A 24622-nucleotide genomic window follows, 5' to 3' on the forward strand; every position below is an offset into this window, starting at 1 on the left:
CAGAGTTGAACGTTCCATGGCAGGCGATGCACCCTGGCTGTTCCTGTCACCCCACCTGGACGACGCGGTGTTGTCCTGCGGCGCTCTCATCGAAGCCCAAGCCCAGGGACGCGAGATCATCGTCGCTACTCTTTTCACAGAGTCAGGGCCGGCACCCCACACACGGGCGGCACAGTCCTTTATGCGCCAATGTACCGTGCCGGACGCTGGGGAACTCTTCGAGGCCAGGCAGTCGGAGGACCGCGCTGTGCTGGCAGACATGGGAGTTCAGTCCGTTCATTTGGGTGAAGTGGATGCGCTGTTTCGACGTCGGCGCAAGCCAGCTCTGCTGGGGAGCAGCGTTTGGGACCGGCTTCTTCCGGAACTCAACCACCGTTACGCTACCTACCGGTTCGACATCGCCTTGGGCCGGATCGCCAGGGGCGATCATGCGCTCATCCGCCAGCTCCGGGGAGATGTTGCCGGTCTCATGGCGCAGACCAAAGCCGAGCTGCTCTTCTGCCCTGCGGGAGTGGGAAGACATGTGGACCACCTGATCACCCGGGAGGTGGGAAAGGGGCACCCGGACAACGTGGTGATGTACTCAGACTTCCCCTATGACTTGGCGGTGGCTCCGAATCAACCGCAGATCTCGAAAATGGGGTTTGTGCCGTGGACCTGGGACACGGGACTGGACGCCAAACCAGGGCGGATCAGGCAGTACGCAACGCAGGCGGACGCCCTGTTCCCTGGCGGGGAGATTCCACAGAAACCGGAAACCTACTTTGTGCCTGGACATACCAACGAGGCCGCATGATGACTTCGCGGACGTTATCCACAAGTCCACGCGCGGGGTTTTCCCGGCCCGCGTGTCCAAATGTAGACTCCAGCCGACGGCGCTGGCTGAGCGTTTTGGCACTTTGGGGGATTGCAGTGGGAACTGTTGACATTGATTCGGGACAGCCGATTCGCCGCACTTGGGCGCAATCACGACGGCGGTGCTCAGCTTTCGTGGTTGCTGCCGCAGTCGCGTCACTCGCATTGGCCGGGGTCCCTGCTGCTCCCGCTACGGCGACGCCGACAGCAACCGCCATCCAGGCACCTTCGGCATTAGTAACGTCCACACCCACCAATGCGTCAGCAGTGTGCACGAAGAGCGGCGCGACTGGCAGCAACGCAACCACGGCCTACACCGTCACCACCACCGTCAATGACGCCGGAGACGACACGAGCGCCATACAGAAACGCATCAACACCGCGGGTGCAGCCGGGGGCGGCGTGGTCAAACTCGTCGCCGGGACCTACATCATCAACGGCAAACTCCGGATGGCGAACAACGTCAAACTGCAGGGCACCGGCCCCGGTACGATTCTCAAAGCGGGCCCCAACTTCCTGGCCACAAAAGGACCGTCGGGTGGCTACCCAATCGTCACCACCAACGGCGCGACGAACACGACGATCACGAACCTCACAGCGGACCATTCGGGCAACACCCTCGCAGCGAGCGTCAACATGAGCGGGCGTCTGGACGAGTACGTCGTTGACATCCGGGGCGGCTCCAACAATGTCGTGGATGGGGTACACGTAAGGAACCCCTTCACTTACTCCATCGTCGCCGTCGCCACCACAAAATTTTGCGTGAAGAGCAGCACCACCATCGTCGCGACGAGCGGCAAATACGACCAGCTCGACGGCATACACGTCCTGGACTCATCTTTCGGCGATGTCATCAGCAATACCATCGACCAGCGCGTAGGAACCGACGGCGACGACGGGCTCGTAGCCCACACCATCAACGGAACCACCCACGACATTAATTACATTGGGAATAAGGTCCGGGGCGGACACCGGGGCAACAGCATGCAACTGGCCGTCGGTAACCACTCCATCTACAACCTGAAAATCGCCGATAACGAGTTCTATGGGGCGCCGTACGGTATCCGCACCGGCTACTACGACAACGGCACCGGGGCGGTCAACGGGGTGACCCTGACCGGTAACTACATCCACGACTTGAAAGCCGGCCACGCGTTCCCAGACGGCAGCTATGACGCCATACACGTCGGTGACTTCGGCGCCCAAGGCCCGATCACGAACGTGGTTGCCACCAACAACAGGGCGTGTGCAGCCGGGAGTATTTACGTCGCACCCGGCACCGGCAACATCAACCAGAACAACGTCATACAGACAGGAACATGCTGATTTTGGACGCCGGACCAACTGCCTCGGTGGTGACGCTTCACATTCCTGCCCGGCGAAACCTTCATCGGGGACCGAGCGACTGTGTCCGGCAGTTCCGCTGGCCCGGCTCACTCCGGGCTGAGGGCGCTGGCCAAGGTCACCCGGTTCCTGCCTGAGGCCTTGGCTGCATAGAGGGCAAGATCGGCTTCCCGCAGGAGTTGCTCGGTACCGGCTCGGTGCCCATCCGTGAAGGCGGAGACGCCTGCGCTGATGGTCAGGACGCCATCGGGGTCTCCGGAGTGCTCGATGCGTAAGTCGTGCACCGCGGATCGGACGCGTTCCATGACAAGTCCGGCGGTGGCTGCTGACTGGTCCTGAAGCACCAACAGGAACTCTTCGCCACCGAACCGGTACACGGCGTCGGCCTTCCGGACTTCGCGGGCCAGGGTTGTTGCGATCGCGACCAGCGCGGCGTCCCCGGCCTGGTGGCCGTAGATGTCGTTATAGCTCTTGAAGTTGTCCACATCCACCATGGCCAGGCAGTAGTCGTGGTCTTCGCGGCTGTGCAACTGGCCCAGGTCTTCAGTGAGTTTCAGCCGGTTGTTCAGCTTTGTCAGGGGATCCGTGCGGGCTTGCTCAGTGAGCGCTGATCGGTAACGGGCCAGGTCCGCGTGCAATGAAGTGATCCGTTGGGCAGCGAGGAGCCGGATGTGCAGGCTGAAGGGGTCAAGGGGTTTGGTGACATAGTCGTCTGCTCCGGCTTCCATGCCTGCCAGGACGTCTTTCCGCGATCCATGGGAAGTCACCAGGATGATGTATGTGTAGGTATCTTCCTCTGCTGCCCGGATGGCGCGGCAAAGGTCCAGCCCATTGAGTCCGGGCATCATCAGATCGGTCACCACTGCCTCGGGGCTGTGCTCCTGGTAGAGCTGCCATGCCGAGTCGCCGTCCACTGCCACGATGCACTCGTGGCCGGACTGCTCGACGGCGGCCTTGGTGATCATCCGGGAGATCTGGTCGTCGTCGGCGATCAGGACTTTCATGAAGCTCCTTGGAGAGTGCGTTCGAGGGCAAGGTCCACCCGTGAGAGTTCAGCCTGCAACTGCCCCAATACCGGCGTGCCGCGGGTAGCCAGGTCTGGCCCTGCTTCACGGCCGAACCGTTCCAGATCCTTGCACAGGGCTGCGGCGCCCACCGCACCGATGTTGGACGCTGCGCCGGCGAGTTTGTGTGCGGCTGCTTCCAAGGCGCTGGCTTGTTCGCCAACCAGCGCAGACCGCAGCGTTTCCACGGCCATCTGCGCATCCTGCCGGAAGGCCCGGATAGCCTCAGGCAGGAGGCCCAAACCGTCGGCAGGTCCAAGTTCGCGCAGTATCTGCAGCCTCGCGACGTCCAGGACCACAGCGTCCGACGGCGGTGCTGCCGCCATCTCCGGCAGTGCGCTCACTACAGCGACGGACGCAGAGCCGCCTCCCGCCGTCGTCGGCTCTTCTTGTTCCGGTACCCATCGCGCGAGGACCTCCCCGAGCTTGGCCAGATCCACGGGCTTGCTGATGTAGTCGTCCATGCCCGCGGCGAAGCAGCGTTCGCGGTCCTCGTTGAGTGCCCCGGCAGTCATGGCAATGATGGGAATCCGTGCAGCGTGGCCGTTGCGGGCGCGGATGGCCCGGGTAGCGTCGAACCCGTCCATCACTGGCATGTGGCAGTCCATGAGCACCGCTGCGTACGTCCCGGAAAGGGCTGCTGCAACGGCTTTGGCGCCGTCGTCCACAATATCCACGGCGTAACCCAGACGGTTGGCCATGCCACGGGCCACAAGTTGGTTGACCTCGTTGTCTTCGGCGACCAAGAGCTTCCCCAACCGCTGGATGGGATCCACCGGTGTATGGGCGTCCGGTTGTGCGGGGTGTACAGCGGCGCCGATTGTCCGCGTGGCCATGAGCCGCAGGAGACGGTTGTAGAACTCGGAGCTGCGCACGGGTTTGGTGAGGTATTCGCGGATGCCTGCGGAGGTGAGATCGCACTTTTCCACTTGCATGGTCGAGGTCAGCAGGATGATTCCCGGTGCCCCGGAGCCATCGTTCTCACCATTGATTTGGCGTGCCAGTTCCAGCCCGTCGATGTCTGGCATGCACATGTCCACCACGGCGATGTCAAAGGGGCGGCTCTCCAGGGCGGCGGTGCGGTATTCATCCATGGCCGATGCTGCGTCGGCGACAGCAACCGGCTGCATGCCCCAACTGCTCAGCTGTGATTCCAGGACCAAACGGTTGGTTGCGTTGTCATCCACCACCAGCACCCTGCGGCCGGCAAGCGTGGCAGGCAGAATCCCCGTGTCCGACGCGGCCGGGCCAATGGGCAGTTCAAGGACGAACCAGAACTTGCTGCCGACTCCGGGGTCGCTTTCCAGGCCGATCCTGCCGCCCATGACCTCCGTGAGGCGCCGCGAGATAGCCAGGCCGAGTCCAGTGCCTCCATACCGGCGCGTGGTGGACGCATCGGCCTGCGCGAAGGATTCGAACAGCCGGTGATGGTCTTCCGCGCTGATGCCGATGCCGGTATCCCGGACTTCAAACCGCAGGGAGGCAGTGCCTGAATCTTGCCGGAGCATTGAGACCTGGATTTCCACTTCGCCCGCCGGAGTGAACTTGACTGCGTTGGAGGACAGGTTCAGCAGGATCTGGCGGATCCTGCCGGCGTCGCCCATGAGGCGTTCCGGAACGTCGGGGTGGCAGTAGGAGATGAGTTCCAGGTTCTTGCCTTGGGCGGTTTCAGCAACCAATCCCGCCACCTCGTCCACCAAAGCCCGGGGATCGAAGGCGTTGATGTCCAGGTCCACTTTCCCGGCTTCGAGTTTGGAGAAGTCCAGGATGTCGTTGATCAACGTCAGGAGGACTTCGCCGGCGCCCTTGACGCCTTGTGCGTACTGCCGCTGGCCCTCGCTCAAGGGCGTATCCATCATGAGCGACGTCAACCCGATCACCGCGTTGAGCGGGGTCCTGATCTCGTGGCTCATGGTGGCGAGGAACTCGGATTTGAGCCTGCTCGCTTCGAGAGCGGCTTCACGTGCCGCAAGGAGTTCGGTTTCTGCGGCCCTGCGTTCGGTGATGTCCCGGGAGATCGTAGCCACACCGCGGATACCCGTTTCGCCACGGACGGGGGAGAGGGTGACGGACACGGGAATGATGGCGCCGTCTCCGCGCTTACGCAGTGTCTCGTAATTCTGAACATCACCACTTTGGGCAGTGGCTTCCAACGCCCCTCGTTCCTTCTCCATCAACTCGGCGGGGACGAAGAAGTCGCCCTTCCTGCCGATTGCCTCCGACGCCGGGTACCCGAAGATGCGCTCCGCCCCTGGGTTCCAACTGGTGATCACGCCGTCGGGTGTTTCGCCGATGATGGCGTCGCCGGAGGAGTTGACGATTGCCCCGAGCCCCTCCAGCTCGGCAGTGCGTTCGGCCACCTTGGACTCGAGGTCGCGGGTCAGCGTCACATTTTCGACGACGATCAGAACCTGCCGGACGATGACGAAGACAATCACCACCAGTCCGGTGACCAGCAGGATGCGGTCCTCCCCGATGGGACGGCTGCGCGAGAAGAACACGGCGCTGAACACAGGGAGGTAGGGGAGCAGTTCAAGGGCGGCAGCGTAGGCCCGTCCATCATTGCGCGTGCTGTCCGCTTCCGGGAGCAACGGGCTGAGCCCCACCAGCAGGAAGGCGAACACCCACCCCAGCGCCAGCGGGGAGCCCGTGACACCCGTGATGCCCTGGAGCGTGAAGTTCATATAGGCCAGGTCTGTTATGGCAAGGATCCAGAAGCCAATTCCCAGGCTCAGCCAGGGAAGCCGGCGGCCGCGGGCCGCGCGCATTGTCAGGACGATCACCACGGAGACCATGAACACATCAGCAATGGGATAGGCCATTTGTGTTGCCTGGGCAAAAGCGTCTTGGTCGGTGGTTGCTGCCAAGGATCCGAGGACGGAGCTCCATGCGATGAAGAACATGGAGCTTGCCACCACGCCGGCGTCCAGGATGGTGCGGCGCAGTGAAGTGCGCAGCCCCTGGCCCCTCAACAGCAGCACAAGTCCAATGGATGTGGGCAGCGCATACCAGACGAAACCGATGTCAGCGAAGGAAGGGAAGGGGTAATGGTGGTCGAGCGTGATGCCGTTGATGGTCCACACGATTTGCCCGGCGCACCATACGGCCAAGCCCGCCACGATGAACCACCGGCCAGCGCTGTTGTCCCGTTGTCGCCGGGCAGCGAGGGTGTGGGTGGTCAGCGCGGTGAGTGCAGCGAGAAGGATCGCCAAGTCACCCGCGAGTTGCGCCGTCGTCGTTCCTGTTCCGCTGGCGAGACCGAAGGCCAGCAGCACCAAACAGACCCCAACAGGCACCAGAAAAAGTGGCCAACCATGCCGAGCCGACGAGCGCACCGGAAGAACCCCGTGCTTCACTCCTGCCACTGAACCCCTGCCTTCAAAAGTGGCCCCACCAAAAGCGAACAACGCGTCTTGCCTGCGCTGAGGAGAGCATACGCCGAAAACCCCACCTGTGTAGCAGATCAGGGTGTTTTGACGATTCGTACCGGCCTGATCTGCTATTTCGTCGGGTCAGCGCTCCGGGAGGAGTTCTTTTGAGTAGATCACGGCGCCCAAAGCGTTGCGGAGGCTCACAGTCAACAAACCGTCGGCAGCCAGGTCCACGTGCCCGAAGTACTGGTTCTCGCCGTCCCGGGGTGACTCACCCGGGAAGCGTCCGGCCTTTGCGAAGAGAACCTCCGGACCAAACGTCCCATCCATCTCACTCGGCCCAAACGACCCGGCGTTGATGGGTCCGGCCACGAACTCATGGAAGGGATCAAAGTCAGTGAACGAGGCCCGGTCGGGGGAGTAGTGGTGGGCGGCGCAGTAGTGCACGTCTGCGGTCAGCCACACCGTGTTCTTAACCCTGAACTTCTTGAATGCGCTCAGCACCCCGGCGATTTCCAGTTCACGGCCCAGGGGAGCTCCGTGGTCGCGGTTGGCCAGGCTTTCCTGGTTCACGGCGCCGTCAGGCACGATGATCCCCAGTGGCAGGTCGGCGGCAATCACTTTCCACGTCGCCTTGGATTTCCGTACTTCCTTGATCAGCCAGTCCACCTGTTCCTGGCCCAGGATGTTGGTGGCGTATGGTTCCTTGCCGTCGGTGTTGGGGGACTTGAAGGTCCTCATATCCAGGCAGAAGATGTCCAGTTGCGGGCCGCGTGAGATCTTTCGGTAGATGCGCGCGGGCTGGTACTGGCCGGCGTCGAACGTTCCGGGGCGCCACAGCGCCGCGGCGTCGGCGATTGGCATGTTTTCCTGCCACGCCTGGCGGCCGCGCGCAGCCAGCACGTTGACGTTCCGTTCGGTGTAGCGGGCGTCGTCCAGGATTTCGCCGGGGTACCAGTTGTTGGTGGTTTCGTGGTCGTCCCACTGCGCGATCACCGGGACGTCGGCGAACATGGCGCGCATGTTGGCGTCCAGGGAGTTGTAGCGGTGGCGGCCCCGGTATTCCTTGAGGGTTTCGGCCACTTTGGACACTTCTTCGGTGACGATGTTCCGCCACACCTGGCCGTCTTTCTCCGTGACGGTTGCGGCGATGGGGCCGTCGGCGTAGATGGTGTCGCCGGAGTGGATAAAGAAGTCTGGCCTGGTGGCGTGCATGGCTTTGTAGCCGCGCATGCCGCCGAGGTCCTCGTTGATGCCCCAGCCTTGACCGGCGGTATCGCCGGTCCAGACGAAGGACTGCGAGGACGACGACGGCCTGCCGCCTCCGAGCGCGTCCTCAGTCCCGCCGTCGTGCTTTCCGGTACCGGGCGCAGTGCGGAAGGTGCCGCGAACTGCTTCGCCGGGGCCGTTCTCGTCTTCGAAGTTCAGTTCCAACGCAAAACGGGTGCCGGCCGGGAGGTCTTTGGCATGGATTTTCGCGGTGAAGTCACTCGCCTCGGTTGCCAAGGGGCCGCGGATGGTGCGGCTGAAACCGTAACGTCCGCGGAGGATTTCGCCTGAGTCGTCCACTGCCTGCAACAAAGCCGTGAGTCGGCCGGGTCCGGAGGCTCGGGACCAGAGGACGGCGGAGTCGGTGGTGACGTCGCCGGTCGCGATCCCGGTGGAGAGAGTGAGTCGCTTTCGGACCAGGGGGATGGCGGAGGGGGCGGCCGATGCGGGGGCGGCGCTGGTGGCGAGGCCGGTCAGGGCCATGCCGGCAAGGGATGTCGTGACGAGAGTGCGGCGCGAAAGGTCAGTCATGCAGTCCACTCTTATGGGCCACCGTGAACGGAAAGTGAGGCTGAGGTGAAGGATTCTGCTGGATCATTCGGTTGAGCCGTCCTCCTCGGGCGCATGGTGCCGGGGGTTGCCGGCGGGCAGCGAGGAATGATCCAGCAGAATCTGCGTGACGGCCCAAAAGCTTGACTGAAAACGTCCGCTCCGCATATTCTGAACGAACGGTCGGTAATTTATTAGGAGCAACCATGGCATCGCAGAATCTGCAGTCAGTGCCCGCTGAGCTGTCCCCGGAGGAGCAGGAGCGGGAGGCAGCCGGACAGGCGTATTTTGATCGCATCATTTCGGAGGACTCACGCATCGAGCCGCGCGACTGGATGCCGGCGGCATACCGCAAGACTCTGCTGCGCCAGATCTCGCAGCACGCCCACTCGGAAATCATCGGCATGCAGCCGGAAGCCAACTGGATCACCAGGGCGCCGAGCCTGAAGCGCAAATCCATCCTCATGGCCAAGGTTCAGGACGAGGCCGGCCATGGCCTGTACCTGTACTCGGCCGCCGAGACCCTGGGCCAGTCCCGGGACCAGATGATGGAAGACCTCATTGCCGGCAAGGCCCGGTACTCGTCCATCTTCAACTACCCCACGATTTCCTGGGCGGACATGGGAGCCATTGGCTGGCTTGTTGATGGTGCTGCCATCTGCAACCAGGTGCCCCTATGCCGTGCCTCATATGGTCCTTACGGCCGCGCAATGGTGCGCATCTGCAAGGAAGAGTCGTTCCACCAGCGTCAGGGTTTCGAGATCCTGCTGGAGCTCTCCAACGGCACGCCTGCGCAGAAGCAGATGGCCCAGGATGCAGTGAACCGCTGGTACGCGCCGTCGCTGATGATGTTCGGCCCGCCGGATGACGATTCACCCAACTCCAAGCAGTCCATGGCATGGAACATCAAGCGCTTCAGCAACGACGAGCTGCGCAGCAGGTTCGTCGGCATGATGGTTGAGCAGGTCCGGGTCCTCGGCCTGACCTTGCCGGACAAGGACGTCCGTTTCAACGAAGAAACCAAGAAGTGGGAGCACGGACCCCTGGACTGGAATGAGTTCAAGGAAGTCCTGGCCGGTCGCGGTCCCTGTAACTCGCAGCGCGTTGAGCGCCGCCGTGAAGCACACGAAAACGGTGCCTGGGTTCGCGAAGCAGCAGTGGCCTACGCCCGCAAGCAAGCACAGAAAGAGAACGCAGCATAATGGCTCCCCACGGAAACCCGGAAGCACCTGGCAGCGCCGCCAGCGAGATCAACCGCGAAGCCCCCAAGGTAGCGGCCACCACTGAAGAGCACCAGGAATCCCCTTGGTCCCTTTGGGAGGTTTTCGTCCGGTCCAGCCGCGGCCTCTCCCACGTGCATGCCGGTTCATTGCACGCACCGGACGCCGCCATGGCCCTCCGGAATGCCCGCGACCTGTACACGCGCCGCAATGAAGGCGTCTCCATCTGGGTGGTCCCTGCCGAGGCGATTTCCTCCAGCGATCCCGATTCCAAGGGTTCCTTCTTTGAGTCCCCGCAGGGCAAGGATTACCGCCATGCCACGTATTACACCAAGAGCGAAGGCGTGAAGCACCTGTGACTACCAAAGACACTGACTTCGCCATTGACGGCCACGGCGACATTTCCGTTGGAGTCCACGGCGCGGGAGCTTCCGGCGACGGTTCGGCCAGTGCCACCCGCATCACGCCGGGCAACGCGTTGCGTCCCGAGGACATCGCGCTGGAAATCAGCCGCGGACAGGTCAAGCCCAGCGAGGATGTTGCGGAGTTCGCCCTGCGCATCGGCGACGACGGCCTGATCCTCGCCCAGCGCCTGGGCCACTGGATTTCCCGTGCTCCCGAGCTTGAGGAAGACATCGCCCTCGGCAACATCGCGCTGGACCAGCTGGGCCACGCGCGTTCCTTCCTGACCTACGCCGGTGCTGCTTGGGGCAAGTCCGAGGACGACCTCGCGTACTTCCGCCGCGAGCACGAGTTCCGCTCAGCGCACCTCTTTGAGCAGCCCAACGGCGACTTCGCAGTGACCATCGCCCGGCAGTTCATCGTGAGCTTCTACCAGTTCGAGCTCTACACGAAGCTCATGGAGTCCACCGACGCCACCTTGGCCGCCATCTCCGCGAAGGCCGTCAAGGAAGTGGATTACCACCGCGACCACAGCGCCCAGTGGGTACTTCGCCTGGCCGGCGGAACGGACGAGTCCCGGGACCGCATCATCCAGGGCTTCAAGCTTGTGTGGCCGTATGTCGATGAACTCTTTGAAGACGACGAGCTGACCACCCGCCTGGCCGAGGCCGGCGTGACAGTCCAGCCCTCCAGCCTTCGCGAGGAGTTCGACCACCTCACCGGCGGGATCATGGCGCAGGCGGAACTGGACATCCCCGGTGTCCCGCAGTCATTGGGTGGCGGTCGCCGCGGCAAGCACTCGGAATTCCTGGGGTACATCCTCGCTGAAATGCAGGTTTTGGCCCGCGAACATCCCGGCGCGAGCTGGTGACCATCATGACGGCCCTGTCACGGACGCAGGCACCGACTGAAGAGCAGCGGGCCTGGGACATCGCGTCCACAGTCTGCGATCCGGAGATCCCGGTGCTCACCATCGAGGACTTGGGGATCCTGCGCGGCGTGCGCGTCTTCCCGTCCCAAGTGGCAGACACGCACGACGACGGTGCCTCAAGTACCGCCGTCGAGGTCACCATCACGCCCACCTACTCGGGCTGCCCGGCGATGGACGCCATTGGCGACGACCTGCGGACGGCGTTCGAAAAGGAGGGCTACGCGAGCGTGCACATCAACCTGGTGTTGTCGCCGGCGTGGACCACTGACTGGATGACCGAATCCGGCAAGGCCAAGCTGGAGGAATACGGGATCGCTCCGCCCAGTGGCATGGCTGCCGCAGGTGGCCACTCGGGTCCTGTCCGCTTGAGCCTGGCCGTGAAATGCCCGCAGTGTTCGTCGTTGAACACCAAGGAACTCACCCGCTTTGGTTCCACATCCTGCAAGGCGCTGTTCGTCTGCCAGGACTGCAAGGAACCGTTCGACTACTTCAAAGTCCTCTAAGGAATTCCATGACCACCGAAACCCAGACGGCCAGCCGCCGTCGTGCGTCTTTCCATAACCTGACCGTCTCGGAAGTCCGGCGCCTGACGGACGATGCCATCGAGGTCACGTTCGGTGTTCCCGCCGAGCTGGCCGGGCAGTACGACTACCTTCCCGGTCAGTACGTGGCCTTGCGCACCTCGCTGCCGGACGAGAACGGTGAGCCGCACGAGGTCCGCCGCAGTTACTCGATTTGCGCAGAGCCGCGCAGTTTCGAGGACGGCAGCAGCGAGATCCGGGTGGCCATCAAAAAGGACCTGGGCGGACTCTTCTCCACGTGGGCCAATGCCGAGCTGAAAGCCGGCGACGTCCTGGATGTCATGAGCCCGCAGGGCGCGTTCATTTCGCGGCACGGCAAAGACGGTTTGTCCGTCCAGCACAACGTCATGAACTCCATGAACCACCCTGAGGAATTGGCGGGGGAGCCCGGCAATTTCGTGGCGATCGCCGCTGGTTCGGGCATCACCCCGGTGATCGCGATTGCGCGAACGCTGCTGGCCGCCAACCCGGAAACCACGTTCGACCTCGTTTACGCCAACAAAGCAGCCATGGACGTCATGTTCCTGGAAGAGTTGGCGGACCTGAAAGACAAGTATCCATCGCGCCTGGCGCTGCACCATGTGCTGTCCCGCGAACAGCGCATTGCGCCGCTGATGACCGGGCGTATTGATTCCGAGAAGCTGCAGGCGCTGCTCAGCAGTGCCATCCGTGCCGAGGATGTGGACGAGTGGTTCCTGTGCGGACCGTTCGAACTGGTCCAGCTGTGCCGCGACACTCTCGCAGCCCGCGGCGTGGAACCCGAGCATGTCCGCTTCGAGCTTTTCACCACTGGCCGTCCGGACCGTCCCGAGGGCAACGCCGGCCGTCCCGTGGTGGCGGACGAGTCGCAGGATACGTACAAGATCACCTTTACGCTGGACGGGCTGACCGGCGACGTCGCCAGCCCCACCCATGCCCGCGAATCCATCCTCAACGCGGCATTGCGCGTTCGCCCGGACGTTCCGTTCGCGTGCGCCGGTGGCGTCTGCGGCACCTGCCGCGCCAAGTTGATCACCGGTACGGTGACCATGGATGAGAACTACGCCCTTGAACAGGACGAGCTGGACAAGGGCTACGTCCTCACCTGCCAGTCCCACCCCACCAGCGAAGAAGTTACCGTCGACTTCGACGTCTAAGGAGTCCCATGATCGAGCTCTCCATTGCCAACGGCATTGCCGAAATTGTCCTCAATGGCCCCGAAAAGCTGAACTCGCTCAACGAGGACGCGCTTGCCGAACTGGATCAGGCGTACGACGACGCTGCTGCCGCCGCCGCACGCGGTGAGGTGCGGGCGCTGCTGCTTCGCGGTGAGGGACGTGCCTTCTGCGCCGGCCGGGACATCGCCGCAGTGACACCTGAAACCGACGATGCACAGGCGTACCTCGGTGGGTTGGTGGAGCCGCTGCTGAAGAAGATGGCTGCGTTCCCGGCTCCCACTTTCGCTGCCGCACATGGCGCGTGTTTGGGCGTTGGGCTGGGGCTGCTGCTGGCCACCGACGTTGTGTACGTGGCGGAGAACGCCAAGTTCGGTTCTCCTTTCGCCAAGCTTGGCGCAACGCTGGATTCCGGTGGGCACTGGTACTTCACGGAACGGCTCGGCATGCACCGCACGTTGGACCTGATCTACACGGCCGACCTCATTTCCGGGGCGGAGGCCGTGGCGCAGGGAATGTTCAGCCGCGCGATGCCTGCAGATGTTTTGGTGGATGAGACGCGGGCCATCGTTTCCCGTGTGGCTGTCGGGGCGACCGAAGCTTTCAACACTTCGAAGGAGCTGGTGGCCCACATCCGCGACCAGCGGTTGGGCTTGTGGGCCTCCATGGCCGAGGAGAACGCCGAGCAGGCCCGGTTGTGCAAGACGGACGACTACGCGGAGGGCTTCCGGGCGTTCCAGGAGAAGCGGGCGCCGGTTTTCAAGGGGTAGCCGCAGGTTCCTCCAAGGTAGTTGGGCCTAGCATTGGTCACATGATGGCTCCCCAACAAGTGCGCTCAGCTGCCGTGGTGATTAATGCGGCATCACGTCGAGGGGCCGCAGCGAGCCAACTGGCCGTGGACGCAATGAAGAAGTCAGGCGTGCCGGTCCGTTCCGTTCATCCGGTGACGTCGGGCGAGGGATTGTTCCAGGCGCTGCGCCAAGTGATTTCCGAGGGGCATGACCTGGTAGTTGTGGGTGGCGGTGACGGCACCGTGACCTCTGCCGCCGGACTCCTTGCCGGGACTGACGTCATACTCGGCGTCCTTCCGTTGGGTACCGCCAATGATCTGGCCCGAACGCTTGAGATACCGAGCGGGCTCCCTGAGGCCTGTGCCGTTATCGCGGACGGGAAGGTGGTGGACATCGACCTCGGGCGGGCCAATGGCGAGCCCTTCCTCAACGTCGCGTCGGTGGGGCTTTCGGTGGGCGTCACGGAGGCTCTTAGTCCCCGCCTGAAGCGACACATTGGGCCTTTGGCCTACGGCATTGCCACGGTGCGGGCTTACGCCCGGCATCGACCTTTCCGGGCACGGCTGGAATTCCCGGACGGCGATCATGAGCCGATGGACCTTGATCACGTGCTTCAGGTGGCAGTGGGCAACGGCAAGCACTACGGCGGCGGCAACATGGTTGCTCCGATGGCGGGGATCGACGATCACACCTTGGACATCTACGCGATCCTGGCGGCACCGCTTAAAGAGCATTTCAAGATTGCACGGTTACTCAAGGACGGCAGCTTTATCGATCACGATCGGGTGCACCACCTGGCGACCCGAAGAGTCCGTTTGGTCACGGAACCGCCGATGTCCGTGAACCTCGATGGCGAAATCGCGGCGGTAACTCCCACCGAATTCAGTGTTCAGCGCAACGCCGTCCACGTCATGGTGCCCCAGAGCAGCAACAGCGCCTCGCTCGATGGACCGATGCGGCAGTAACCCAACGCTGCACAGGCTACCTGTGCCGAGGCTGGCGCTCCGCCCGGCCGGACCGCCAGGCCCATACCAGGAGAATGCCCGAGCCGAGTGGCGCCAGGAAGGCTGACACGGCCACCAACGGGAGCCCCACTGATGATGCTGCCAAACCCACCACCATGATGACGCCAATCCGGGCATAGACCCCACCGGCTACCAGTCGGCCGAACGGCAGTGCGATCGCGAAACCCATAAGTGCTGCCGCTGCAACCACAACCGGCCACTGCGATGGGTGTCCAGCTCCGAGGAGCTGCGCGGCGCCTTCCGTGGCAAGACCTGCACATCCCAGAAGGATGGCCCACGGGGTGGTGGTTCCGAGGCGTGAGGCAAGGACCCGTCCGGCGAGCATCAGCACGGGGATGCCTGCGAAGGCGCCGAAGGCCAGACCCAGGTTCATGGCATGGGTGGCATCGGTGACTGCGGGCGCCCAGCTACTTCCCGTCAGCGCAAAAGCGGCGCAGGCGAGGCCAACTATTAGCAAGGCAAACGCCGCTACGGCAACAGTACGAAGTTTCAGCTGCACAGCTGGACCACCGGCCACCACTGCTGTGGCCTGCGAAGGGGCCGGACCTTCCTGTCGAAGGGCAACGATGAGCAGCACAACGGATCCCAAAGCGCCAACCATCGGGGGCATCAGCATGAGGGCTCCGAGAATGAGCGCCGTGGGTGCGGCCAAGAGAACGGCTTGCAGAACGCGGATCGGAAGCGAACGTTGGCTGGCCAGCAAGGAGCCGAACGGAACCGCCAAGCACACTGTCCCGGCAATCCAACCCAGGATCATGAACACAAGCATCGATGAGCCGAACCAGCCAAAGCCCTGGCCAGTGTCGGCCTCGTCAAAACGCACAGACCAGCTTGCCGCCGTCGTCACCGCCAAGGCCCATGCAGGCACAGCACCGGCCGATGTGAAGAGGGCGACTCGCGCAGGTAGCCGCCCGGCGCGACGCAAAAGCACGACGGCGGAAATGGTCGCTGCCAGCGGGCCGACGAATCCCGAGAGTATGAGGTGCGTAGGTCCAGCCCAGGGCAGGTAGTACGCGTTGCTGAAAAGGAGTGCAAGGGCACCGATGAAGGCCGCAACGGACACGGCTGCGCATCCGACGGCCCAGCCGGGCTTGGCTGAAAATGGACGTGCTTGCGCCAACGAACTCACGAAGTAGTGCCTCTTAAGATTTCTTGGCGGAAACCGCCCCCAATGGATCCCCGCCCGCAGGCAGTGCTTCACATGCTAGCCCACCGGGTTCGGGCAGCGCTTGGACCGCATCGGTATCCTTGGATGATGAGTGACGTAGCGCGTTCCACCATCGCGTTTGAGAGGGTTTTCGCCCGGGACTTCCCGGAGTTGGCCATTCCTTGGCGGGCGGAGGAGGCGGCAGATCCGCAGCTTCTGGCACTTAACCAGCCACTCGCCGTCGAGCTTGGCTTTGATCCTGATTTTCTTCGGAGCCCGGAGGGCATCCGGATGCTGATCGGTAATGCCCTCCCGGAGGAAGCCACTCCGGTGGCGCAGGCATACTCAGGTCACCAGTTTGGCTGGTACTCACCCCGATTAGGCGATGGGCGGGCCCTCTTGTTGGGTGAGATCGCCAGCGATGACGGGACGCTGCGCGACATCCACCTCAAAGGCTCAGGACGCACCCCGTTTGCCCGGAACGGTGACGGCCAGGCAGCGGTTGGACCGATGCTGCGCGAGTACCTTGTGAGTGAATCGATGCATGCCCTGGGCATTCCCACCACCAGGAGCCTTGCGGTGGTCGGCACAGGGCTTCAGGTTCAACGGGAGACCCTCCTGCCGGGAGCTGTCCTGACCAGGGTGGCCAGCAGCCACTTGCGCGTGGGCAGTTTCCAATATGCCAGGGCCACTAATGACATGGATCTCCTGCGCCGACTTGCTGATCACGCAATCGAACGTCACCACGCGTCGGCGGCCGGGGAAGCCAATCGCTACCTCGCACTTCTCAAGAGCGTCATATCAGTCCAAGCGACACTTGTGGCCCAATGGATGCTGGTCGGATTCGTGCACGGGGTCATGAATACGGACAACATGACCGTCTCTGGCGAAACCATCGACTATGGCCCATGCGCCTTTATGGACGGATTCGATCCCGGTGCGGTCTACAGCTCCATTGATGAACAAGGACGCTATGCCTACCGAAACCAGCCGCTGGTGGCCGAGTGGAACCTTGCCCGCTTCGCCGAGTCCCTTGCCCCGCTTATCCACCAGGATGAGGAGCAGGCAGTAGCCCTTGCAGTTGAGGCGCTGAGCGGGTTCCGCCAGCAGTACAGCGCCACTTGGTTCAGCGGTATGAAAGCCAAGCTTGGGCTGTCTGAGGGGATTGACGACGGCGTTGCCTCACCTGTGGTGGATGACCTGCTTGAGATGGTCCAGGAGTCGCGGGCAGACTACACCTCGTTTTTCCGCAGCCTTGGCAAAGCGGCCCGTGGGCGGGTCGAACCCGCCCGCGGCACGATTCTTGACCTGGCAGCGTTCGACGCGTGGCTGGAACGTTGGCGCTCGCTGGAACCGGATGCCGATGCGATGGACAGGGTCAACCCGATTTATATCCCACGCAACCATCTGGTGGAAGAGGCCCTTTCTGCCGCAACAGAGGGCGACATCGGCCCGGCCGAGCGGTTGCTGGCAGCGGTGTCGGACCCGTTCAGCGAACGCCCGGGCCTGGAAAGGTACGCCGAGCCCGCGCCGGAGAGTTTCGGTCCTTACCGGACCTTCTGCGGCACCTAGACGAAAGGTGTGTGACGCACGATCGCCAGAAGTTCATCGCGCAGGTCCCCGGAGTCCAGCTTGATTGCCGACAGCACAAGGTTCTCCTGGAGGTGCGATTGTTCCAGCAGCGCCATGCCTGGGTCGGTAATCGATACCAGTTGGCTGCCGCGGTCGAAGCGATTGGGCTGACGGAGAATGTAGCCCCGGGATTCAAGCCGGGCCAGAAGGGCGCCCATGGTTTGGGCTTGGACACGGACGCTCTGGGCGAGCTTCCCTGGCGTGATGGGCCCTGCCGTTGCCACGGTATCAAGGGTGAGGACTGCCGGATACGTCAGCCCAAGGGGTCGCAGCTTCTCGTTCCAAGCCAGCTCCACGAGCCGCGCCGCCGCGGACAGCAGCCGGCTGGTTGGCCATCGGTCCATGTCAGGCATTCAGGCACCCAGGCTTTCCCCAAATAGTCAGCTTGCTTACTAGGTTACATGAGTGCAACCGGGGCTGGAGCTGGCCGCGACTCGGCACCCCCCTTTGCGGTACACGTGCGACGGCCGGAACTCGTGTTGGGCGCCCTCCGGAGGGGGGATTGGAAGCCCGCGACCGCACAGGCGTGCGTGGCTTGTTATCACGCTGGTGGTTGTGGTGATGGTGACCGGCTGTATAGGGACGGCGCTTCTCGCCCGAGGAGGTAAAGTGGGCCACTGGTAATTAGCCGAATTGGGGATGGCATGAGCACAGTGGATACCTACGTAACCAACGAACAAGAAGTTGGTTTGCCCTCGCTCCGCAAGGAGCGCAAAGCGATCTGGGACTACTACCGAATAGAGTTCCTTCCCAACGGATACCCCGGCCGCAGGACTGACGGTGTGCTCATGGCGCACCCGATCTATGGCCCGTACGTCATCACTGACTACCTGATCCAGTATGGGCTCACCGAGGACCCCATATTCCTCGAAGCTGCCATGCGGGTCGCTGACGTATCAATTGCCATGATGGAGCCCTTGCACGACGGGTTGGTCTTTAACTACGACGAGGACCGGGCAAAGGTCTCCAGCAAGAAGGGCACATGGTATAGCGGCCTCACACAGTCCCGTTACGTGGACGTTCTTAGTAAGCTCCTCGCCCACCCGGATACCGAACGGTTCCGCGGGCCACTGAAGGCTGTCCTGACAAGCTTGACCATCCCTGTAGAGGATGGGGGCGTGGCGCGTTACACCAGTGACGGCGGACTCATTATTGAAGAGTACCCGGCGACCTTCCCTAACTGCACCCTGAACGGTTGGACCACCGCAACGTGCATCTTGTTGGACGTCGCAAAGGCCACGAATGATGACAGCGACTGGGACGTCTTCAACAAGTCCGTTCGGGGACTGGAGGGCATTATCGGGCTGTACGACGTGCCTGAGCTCGCCAACTCCCGCTACAAACTCGAAGGCGACGCAACGTTCCTGCTCACGCCTGCAGGCTCAGCCCTGGAAGTTACGGACTGCCAGGTAGTCGTTCCATCGGCCGGCGTTTTTTCTGCAAACGTGGAGGGCGACCAGGCAGGAGAGGCGCTGAAGGCTGGCCCTTTGGCCATTCGAGACGGCAAGTCGGGGCGAGTCAAGGTTCGTTTAAGCAGGTTCTCGTGGCCATCACCCAACAGGCTATTGCTGAAGGTCAGGGCTGAACGTGCAGCGCAAGTCAGGGTTGCTATCGGGGAGACGTCGTACAACCCGTTCGGGAGTGTTCCGAAAGTGACTGGCCAGAAGCACCTTCAAGAGTTCGACCTGCTGCCCGGTGAAAACCTTCTTGAGGTCACTGTGCCCTGGATTGCTGCGGAGATGGTTGCCCACCCAACCAATTTCTCCAAGAAACTTACCGGGCGGCAGTTCAACGTCTACCACTACATTCACATCGACACGCTCACTAAGATCGTGGAGCAGTCGCGCAGCGAATTGCTGAGTTACTACCTCGATAAATGGCGGCATGCGCCGTCACTTTGGGCTGAACACCCGGCGTACCAAGATGAACGTCTGATGCTGGAGCGCTTCGATATGCATAAACACAAGTAGCGAGAGGAGACTGAAGTTCCCCGCTACATTGCTTTATCGGCTGGTCCGGTCCCCGGTAGTGACTACCGGGCCGCAGATGAGGGACAGGCCTCAGGAAGGCTCGAACGCCAAACGTCCCAAGCCTCGCTCGTTACCGTGCACCTGCAGGGCGTGCCTCATGGCTTGGCGGTTCTCTTCGGCAAGTCCAGGGTGGCCGGCGACCCGGTAGAGGTCCGCTGCCCACTGAAATTCATCGGCAGCGGCACGGAAACGGGCTTCGTCGAAAAGCCGCCGGCCAATGTGGTGGCGAACGTAGGCCTCCTCGTCCGGTGACCGGACTGTTCGGATGGCCTTTTCGTGGAGTACGGCGGCATCGTGCCATCGGTGCTGACGTTGATGGACCTGCGCAAGTATCAGTAACAGCTCCCGACGGTCAGGCGCCGTGGGTAGCAGTTTGTAGCCTTCGTCGAGGGCTTCAGTGACCCGGCCCGGAAGCGCCAAGTACCGGATGCGCTCCACGGGAGGACACTCGCCTCCCAATGCAGCTTCCACGGCTTGGCGATTGATCGCCACGTCGCGGAACGTCGTTGGGTCAGTGCGCCAAAGACTCGCAGTATCTTCCACCGTGATGTGCCCCCAAAGGCTTGTTACGGAGCCGACTGAGTTGCAGCACTGCAATGGCAGGCCGCAGAAAACTCAATATTCTCATGAACGGCGGGGACTCACGGGCTGTTCCCTCTACGGAATCAGTGGAGTTGGCTGTCCGCTGGCGTAGCCCGCCAGGAGTGAAAGGGTACGGTCAACCCTGCGCGTGTTGGCGCGCACGTGAACGGTCCGGCGACTGCGGCCAACCCAGCGGCCAAAGGCACAACTCGGACCAGCTGGAGTTGGTCGTCGCCTGAAGCGGCCCGGATGGTGAGGGCGTCGCCCGAGCGGCTTACCCGCATCCGGACCCGTCCGCCGGTCCATTCAGGGACAGGCGCCAAGGACCAGTCAGAGAAGCGGTCCGTGACCACCGCGCCCAGTTGAGCGGCGCCGTCGACGAATTCGACGCCCGCTTTGATCCAATGCTCGGCGCTGACGCGGACGAAGATGCCCGCTTGGTCGAACTGTTGGGAGAACGCGGCAGTGAACTCAACCTCCATGGCGCTGTCCTGGGTAAAGGGGGCAAGCAGCGCATGTTCGGTGTCGTGAATGAAGCCGTAGGACGTGATGCGCCAAGCGTCGCTGCTTTCGGCTGCAGTCACCAGCAGGTCACCTGCGTGCTCCACGACGGCGGCTGGCTGGTTGGTCCATTCGCCTCGGTTCCAGGGAATGTCAGTGATCACAGGGCTCCTCGAGTTTGGATGGATAGGGTCCTGGTGCATGGGGCTCCAGCGTCCTCGGCGCTGGCTCCCACAGTTCAACACGCCAAGTTCTTCCCCGCTGCCTAGGACACGATACCCACGTACTACGAAAGTAGTACGCAAGTAGTACGCAAGTGAACACCTGGGGGTGACGCGTCCGGCGCTGCAAAAGGCGAGGCTGGATGGAGAGTACACCGTGTGCTCTGGAGAGGCATGGTTGAAGAGGTCAGTTAAGAAATTGCTCGTGGCGGTGACCGCCGTCGGAGCCGTGCTCGCGGTAGGACTGGCTACCACCACTGTGGTGGATGTGGTCGCGAGTGAGTCCGAGAGTCACCGGATTGAATCCTACGGCCAGCGGGTGGACGTTGACGGCGGTCAGATGAACGTCTTCGTAAGCGGAGCCGGGGAGAACATCGTGCTCTTGCCGGGATTTGGTACCTCTTCCCCCGTCCTAGATTTTGCGCCACTGGTCCGGGACCTCGCCACGGATCATCGCGTGATTGTGGTGGAACCGTTTGGATACGGTCTGAGCGATGGCACGGATCGGGAGCGGACCACGGAGAACATCGTGCAGGAGGTCCATGGGGCGCTTGAGGCACTGCGCATAAACCGATACACCCTGATGGGGCACTCCATCGCCGGTATCTATGGGATTGAGTACGCCGCCCGCTATCGGGAAGAGATGACGGCCTTCGTGGGCATCGACTCGAGCGTTCCCGGACAACCTGGCATGGACACGCAGTTCCCCACAGGACTCCTGTCCGTGGCAAAACGCCTGGGCCTTCTCCGCCTCGCGGCTATTGGCGGTGACGGCTACAGCGACGCGTACTCCGATCACGCACAGGAGCAGATGAAGATGCTGACCAACCGGAACTCCATCAGCCAGACCTATCTCAACGAGATGACCTACATTCGCACCAACTTCGAGCGCGCACTCGGGACCGGGTTCCCCAAAGATCTGCCCTTGCTTCTCTTTGTGGTCTCCGAGAATGCGAAGAATCCGGAATGGCTGGGGCTGCATCAGAGGCAAGCAGCGAGCGTTACGGACGGTACCGTGGTGCCCCTCCCGGGCGAGCACTACCTCCATCACACCCACGCGGCTGAGATCGCCGGCGGGTTCCGGGGCTGGGTGGCGGCCCGCTTCCGGTAAGCCAACAAAGACGCACTACTTCGCCGGAGCCGCTCCAATTGTAGTTATGGGGGGACTAACAGCGTCATGCGCGCTTATGCAGCGTGTGCTTTAGCGGATCCTCAAATCCATCCGCTGCGTCCGAGAAGATCGTATTGGTAGACCATAAGGATTTAGATAAATTCTTCTGAGGTGCTATATGTTGCGGACAGAACTATGCATTTGCACGCAATGGGAACTGCTTTTTTGTCCCCGTTAATAGTTGACTGGGGTATCCAGGGAGCTGCGAAATCATGAGAATGAGGAAAGCTGTAATTTCTGCTCTTGCTGTTTTTGCTATGTTTTTGGCCTGAGCTTGGCGGCCTCTCCAGCCCAAGCCAGCCCGGCACATGGGAACCAGGCGCAATGCATCTTCGGGACCTCCATTGCCGATTGGGCGGGCAAGAATCCGCAGGAGTGCATGCAACCCGGGACCTACGCTGTTCTTCAAAACTGGAACGTAGTACTCAAGATCTACCCGACCTCAGATAGCAATACCGCATGGAACGTCTTACAGGAAGGCTATGCTGGTGCTCAGAGTTGGTGCTCGAGCAACTCGCTAACCTGCGGGATCCTAACCAGCAATGGGGTTGCAATAGTTGAAGCCCTACTTTGGCCCGCTAATAGTTGATTGCGGTCTGAAGGGAATCTGATGAAGCATACCAAGCTTAAAGCCGGCCTAATTGCTGGCGGACTATTCTTGATAGCGCAGTTCATCTATCACGTTGTTTTGGCTGGTCCCTACAACCTCGAAGTTAGTCTCATAATGGCGGTGGTCATCATAGTTGGATCCGTTTTGAGCCAGTATGCGTCCACACGGCGTAAGCGTAGATTGAGCAGCAACGTGTAATTAGATGGGGGAGGCTCCTGAGTTGCTCAGGAGCCCTACCTGTGTGGCTGACCGACCACCTGCCACTGGGTTGCGGCCCGGCAATGCGACCATCCTGGTGGGCGTGTGTACGTTCCGACTGATCGGACTGATCGGACTGATCGGACTGATAGGGCTGTGGGGCCTGATCGAGGGCATGATGATCCTCGCCGGCGCGGAGTACTCCGGAGGGACGCGCAAGGCGTCCCCTTGCGCGACTGACGTGCCGACCATGTAGCTGGGACGAAAGTGTCCCGCCTGATGGGGGATCAGGCGGGACACTTCAACTCTAATGGTGCTGGCTGGTAATTGACCGGGTGTCGGTTCTGTTGCTTGTGTCGGGCCCTGCAACGGCGGGCCCTGCTCTCAAAGCCAGGGTCCGCCGTCGTGCTTTCCGCTAGGGGTGGCCCGGGCGGGTCTCGCAGGCGATGCGGTCACCGTCGCTGTCCAGACCGGCTACATCGCCGTACCACGGGAAGTAGTAGTCGAACCAGTCCTGGGCCTGACGCCATGTGGCAAAGTCCGTGCAGTTCTTGCTGTTGCCCGGGTTCGCCGGCGGCTGTGGCGTAACCGGTGGCTGCGGCGTCGGCGGTTCAGGCGTCACAGGCGGCGGGGGAGGCGAGCAGGTGTTGCCCGTGATTCCGCCAGTGCCGCCGTTGACGAACCGGTACATGAACGCTGCCATGGCATCACGTGCCACGGGCTGGAGTGGGTTGTAGGCGCGGCAGCCGTAGCCGATGTCCCAACCGGTGGAGATGCCCTGCGATGCAAGCCAGGTGATCTGCTTGTAGAACTGGGTTCCCACCGGGACATCCTCGAACGGCGAAGTGCCCGGCTCGGAGAATTCCGGGTTGCCGCCGAAGCGGTACAGGAAGGCTGCCATGGCGTCGCGGTTGACGGGCGTGAGCGGACGGAAGGTCTTGGAACCGTTCGCTTCGGTCCAACCCGTTGAGATGCCCTTTGCGGCCAGCCAGGTGATTTCCTTGTAGAACTGGCTCGACGGCGTCACATCAGTAAACGGCGACGTCGCCGGGGGAGTGAACGCAGGTTTGCCGGCCAGCCGGTAAAGGAAAGCTGCCATAGCGTCACGGTTTACGGGGCTGAGCGGACGGTAGGTGCGCGTCCCGTTCGCTTCAACCCAGCCCGTGGAGATGCCTTGCGATGCGAGCCAGGAGATCTCTGCGTTGAACTGCGTGGAGCTGTTGACGTCGCTGAACGTGATCGGTTCGGTGGGAGTAGCGTCCACGGCGATCGTCGGCACAGCGACCTGCGTGCTTCCACAGGAGCCGTTAATAGCCGATGAGATGGCCGCCGACTCTGCCTGGTCGATGGCGAGCTGCCAACGGTATTTCACCAGTACCCAGTCTGTTGCGTACCGGCACGCGGTTCCTGCCAGCGGCGGCATCCATTCGGCCGGGTCGCGGTCGCTTTTGGACTGGTTCACGTTGTCGGTGACAGCTTCGAGGGCCACGTCCAAGGTGAGGTCGTTGGCGTAGTCGCGGCGCTGTTCGGCCGTCCAGGCGCTTGCGCCGGAACCCCACGCTTCGGCGAGCGGGACGAGGTGGTCAATGTCGACGTCGGACGCATTTGTCCACGTCCCGCCGTCGTACCAGGACGTCCACTTACCTGTGGCGACTGTGCAGCCGGAGCTGAACGTCACGGGCGTTAGTGATTCCTGCTGAAGGACTTCGGACCGGGTATCGCAGCTGTCGCTGTCGGCGTCCACCCAATGCTGGAACAGGTCGCGGTTGTAGCCGGTGTTAGATTCCGGGGTGACCGTCAATGATGAGAGTAGAGTGGCGACGCTTGCTGTGTCTGAAGCGGTCGCCTGTTGCGGCAGAAAAACAGCCGCCGACGCGGTCAGCGATAGGATCGCCAACCACGAAAGAGCCTTGGGCATCTGGGTTCCCCATATTCGATTAGAGCGCTCTGAGCAGCGCATACATCATGGGATGC

General features: G+C 62.3%; 21 protein-coding genes. 13 read left to right on the top strand and 8 right to left on the bottom strand.

The features are described from left to right. The first annotated feature begins 16 nt into the window (after window positions 1-16). Window positions 17-796, top strand: coding sequence for a PIG-L deacetylase family protein (locus N7568_RS07100; protein ID WP_261609191.1), 780 nt, complete (start codon window positions 17-19; stop codon window positions 794-796). Between the two features lie 194 nt (window positions 797-990). Next, window positions 991-2181, top strand: coding sequence for a glycoside hydrolase family 55 protein (locus N7568_RS07105; protein ID WP_261609192.1), 1191 nt, complete (start codon window positions 991-993; stop codon window positions 2179-2181). A 107-nt stretch (window positions 2182-2288) separates the two neighbouring features. On the opposite strand, the gene N7568_RS07110 is transcribed toward N7568_RS07105, so the two are convergent. From N7568_RS07110 to N7568_RS07120, 3 genes are all read right to left on the bottom strand, one after another. Beyond that, window positions 2289-3203 carry a GGDEF domain-containing response regulator gene (locus tag N7568_RS07110; protein ID WP_261609193.1) on the bottom strand — a complete coding sequence of 305 codons (915 nt, stop codon included), beginning with the start codon at window positions 3201-3203 and terminating at the stop codon, window positions 2289-2291. Further along, entirely contained in the window at window positions 3200-6628 is a 3429-nt protein-coding gene (locus tag N7568_RS07115) for a response regulator (protein ID WP_439898967.1), read from the bottom strand. The genes N7568_RS07110 and N7568_RS07115 overlap by 4 nt, the downstream gene beginning before the upstream one ends. A gap of 147 nt (window positions 6629-6775) precedes the next feature. Beyond that, entirely contained in the window at window positions 6776-8434 is a 1659-nt protein-coding gene (locus N7568_RS07120; RefSeq protein WP_261609195.1) for an alkaline phosphatase D family protein, read from the bottom strand. A gap of 224 nt (window positions 8435-8658) precedes the next feature. On the opposite strand from N7568_RS07120, the gene paaA reads away from it, so the two are divergent. From paaA to N7568_RS07155, 7 genes are read left to right on the top strand one after another with little or no spacing between them, the layout of a single operon-like run. Next, window positions 8659-9654, top strand: a complete 996-nt coding sequence (paaA, locus tag N7568_RS07125) for a 1,2-phenylacetyl-CoA epoxidase subunit PaaA (RefSeq protein ID WP_261609196.1) — start codon at window positions 8659-8661, stop codon at window positions 9652-9654. After that, window positions 9654-10031 (top strand): 1,2-phenylacetyl-CoA epoxidase subunit PaaB, encoded by a 378-nt coding sequence (gene paaB / locus N7568_RS07130; protein WP_144650647.1) that lies wholly within the window; start codon window positions 9654-9656, stop codon window positions 10029-10031. The genes paaA and paaB overlap by 1 nt, the downstream gene beginning before the upstream one ends. Next, entirely contained in the window at window positions 10028-10945 is a 918-nt protein-coding gene (gene paaC, locus N7568_RS07135; RefSeq protein ID WP_261609197.1) for a 1,2-phenylacetyl-CoA epoxidase subunit PaaC, read from the top strand. The genes paaB and paaC overlap by 4 nt, the downstream gene beginning before the upstream one ends. A 5-nt stretch (window positions 10946-10950) precedes the next feature. Further along, on the top strand, window positions 10951-11508 hold the full coding sequence (gene paaD, locus N7568_RS07140) for a 1,2-phenylacetyl-CoA epoxidase subunit PaaD (protein ID WP_261609198.1): 558 nt from the start codon (window positions 10951-10953) through the stop codon (window positions 11506-11508). 8 nt (window positions 11509-11516) lie between these two features. Further along, window positions 11517-12722, top strand: coding sequence for a 1,2-phenylacetyl-CoA epoxidase subunit PaaE (paaE, locus tag N7568_RS07145; RefSeq protein WP_261609199.1), 1206 nt, complete (start codon window positions 11517-11519; stop codon window positions 12720-12722). An 8-nt stretch (window positions 12723-12730) separates the two neighbouring features. Next, window positions 12731-13510 carry an enoyl-CoA hydratase/isomerase family protein gene (locus N7568_RS07150; RefSeq protein WP_261609200.1) on the top strand — a complete coding sequence of 260 codons (780 nt, stop codon included), beginning with the start codon at window positions 12731-12733 and terminating at the stop codon, window positions 13508-13510. Window positions 13511-13551: 41 nt separating this feature from the next. Further along, complete coding sequence (locus N7568_RS07155) at window positions 13552-14496, top strand: lipid kinase (RefSeq protein ID WP_261609201.1); 945 nt, start codon at window positions 13552-13554, stop codon at window positions 14494-14496. 16 nt (window positions 14497-14512) lie between these two features. On the opposite strand, the gene N7568_RS07160 is transcribed toward N7568_RS07155, so the two are convergent. Further along, complete coding sequence (locus tag N7568_RS07160) at window positions 14513-15685, bottom strand: hypothetical protein (protein WP_261609202.1); 1173 nt, start codon at window positions 15683-15685, stop codon at window positions 14513-14515. A 126-nt stretch (window positions 15686-15811) separates the two neighbouring features. On the opposite strand from N7568_RS07160, the gene N7568_RS07165 reads away from it, so the two are divergent. Continuing rightward, a complete protein-coding gene (locus tag N7568_RS07165; RefSeq protein ID WP_261609203.1) occupies window positions 15812-17275 on the top strand; it encodes a protein adenylyltransferase SelO in 1464 nt (487 codons plus the stop codon). Here N7568_RS07165 and N7568_RS07170 read toward each other — a convergent pair. Continuing rightward, window positions 17272-17679: a MarR family transcriptional regulator gene (locus N7568_RS07170; RefSeq protein WP_261609204.1), complete on the bottom strand. Its 408-nt coding sequence runs from the start codon at window positions 17677-17679 to the stop codon at window positions 17272-17274. The genes N7568_RS07165 and N7568_RS07170 overlap by 4 nt on opposite strands. 300 nt (window positions 17680-17979) lie before the next feature. Between N7568_RS07170 and N7568_RS07175 the strand changes: the two genes are divergently transcribed. Beyond that, on the top strand, window positions 17980-19305 hold the full coding sequence (locus tag N7568_RS07175; RefSeq protein ID WP_261609205.1) for a D-glucuronyl C5-epimerase family protein: 1326 nt from the start codon (window positions 17980-17982) through the stop codon (window positions 19303-19305). Between the two features lie 90 nt (window positions 19306-19395). Here the strand turns inward: N7568_RS07175 and N7568_RS07180 are convergent, their stop codons facing one another. After that, window positions 19396-19857 (bottom strand): hypothetical protein, encoded by a 462-nt coding sequence (locus N7568_RS07180; protein ID WP_261609206.1) that lies wholly within the window; start codon window positions 19855-19857, stop codon window positions 19396-19398. A 173-nt stretch (window positions 19858-20030) separates the two neighbouring features. Then, window positions 20031-20612 (bottom strand): DUF1349 domain-containing protein, encoded by a 582-nt coding sequence (locus N7568_RS07185; RefSeq protein ID WP_261609207.1) that lies wholly within the window; start codon window positions 20610-20612, stop codon window positions 20031-20033. Between the two features lie 235 nt (window positions 20613-20847). On the opposite strand from N7568_RS07185, the gene N7568_RS07190 reads away from it, so the two are divergent. Then, window positions 20848-21780, top strand: coding sequence for an alpha/beta hydrolase (locus N7568_RS07190; protein ID WP_261609208.1), 933 nt, complete (start codon window positions 20848-20850; stop codon window positions 21778-21780). A 911-nt stretch (window positions 21781-22691) separates the two neighbouring features. Beyond that, a complete protein-coding gene (locus tag N7568_RS07195) occupies window positions 22692-22904 on the top strand; it encodes a hypothetical protein (RefSeq protein ID WP_261609209.1) in 213 nt (70 codons plus the stop codon). A gap of 159 nt (window positions 22905-23063) precedes the next feature. On the opposite strand, the gene N7568_RS07200 is transcribed toward N7568_RS07195, so the two are convergent. Beyond that, on the bottom strand, window positions 23064-24566 hold the full coding sequence (locus N7568_RS07200; RefSeq protein WP_306422694.1) for an S-layer homology domain-containing protein: 1503 nt from the start codon (window positions 24564-24566) through the stop codon (window positions 23064-23066). Window positions 24567-24622: the final 56 nt, after the last annotated feature.

The organism is Paenarthrobacter aurescens (assembly GCF_025421775.1).
GTDB classification, from domain to species: Bacteria; Actinomycetota; Actinomycetes; order Actinomycetales; family Micrococcaceae; genus Arthrobacter; species Arthrobacter aurescens_B.

What these genes read in the sequence shown, in the direction of transcription:
- N7568_RS07100 (WP_261609191.1), top strand. Translation starts at nt 17, where the DNA reads ATGGCAGGCGATGCACCCTGGCTGTTCCTGTCACCCCACCTGGACGAC.
- N7568_RS07110 (WP_261609193.1), bottom strand. Translation starts at nt 3,203, where the DNA reads ATGAAAGTCCTGATCGCCGACGACGACCAGATCTCCCGGATGATCACC.
- N7568_RS07120 (WP_261609195.1), bottom strand. Translation starts at nt 8,434, where the DNA reads ATGACTGACCTTTCGCGCCGCACTCTCGTCACGACATCCCTTGCCGGC.
- paaA (WP_261609196.1), top strand. Translation starts at nt 8,659, where the DNA reads ATGGCATCGCAGAATCTGCAGTCAGTGCCCGCTGAGCTGTCCCCGGAG.
- paaB (WP_144650647.1), top strand. Translation starts at nt 9,654, where the DNA reads ATGGCTCCCCACGGAAACCCGGAAGCACCTGGCAGCGCCGCCAGCGAG.
- paaD (WP_261609198.1), top strand. Translation starts at nt 10,951, where the DNA reads ATGACGGCCCTGTCACGGACGCAGGCACCGACTGAAGAGCAGCGGGCC.
- paaE (WP_261609199.1), top strand. Translation starts at nt 11,517, where the DNA reads ATGACCACCGAAACCCAGACGGCCAGCCGCCGTCGTGCGTCTTTCCAT.
- N7568_RS07150 (WP_261609200.1), top strand. Translation starts at nt 12,731, where the DNA reads ATGATCGAGCTCTCCATTGCCAACGGCATTGCCGAAATTGTCCTCAAT.
- N7568_RS07155 (WP_261609201.1), top strand. Translation starts at nt 13,552, where the DNA reads ATGATGGCTCCCCAACAAGTGCGCTCAGCTGCCGTGGTGATTAATGCG.
- N7568_RS07165 (WP_261609203.1), top strand. Translation starts at nt 15,812, where the DNA reads ATGAGTGACGTAGCGCGTTCCACCATCGCGTTTGAGAGGGTTTTCGCC.
- N7568_RS07170 (WP_261609204.1), bottom strand. Translation starts at nt 17,679, where the DNA reads ATGGACCGATGGCCAACCAGCCGGCTGCTGTCCGCGGCGGCGCGGCTC.
- N7568_RS07175 (WP_261609205.1), top strand. Translation starts at nt 17,980, where the DNA reads ATGAGCACAGTGGATACCTACGTAACCAACGAACAAGAAGTTGGTTTG.
- N7568_RS07200 (WP_306422694.1), bottom strand. Translation starts at nt 24,566, where the DNA reads ATGCCCAAGGCTCTTTCGTGGTTGGCGATCCTATCGCTGACCGCGTCG.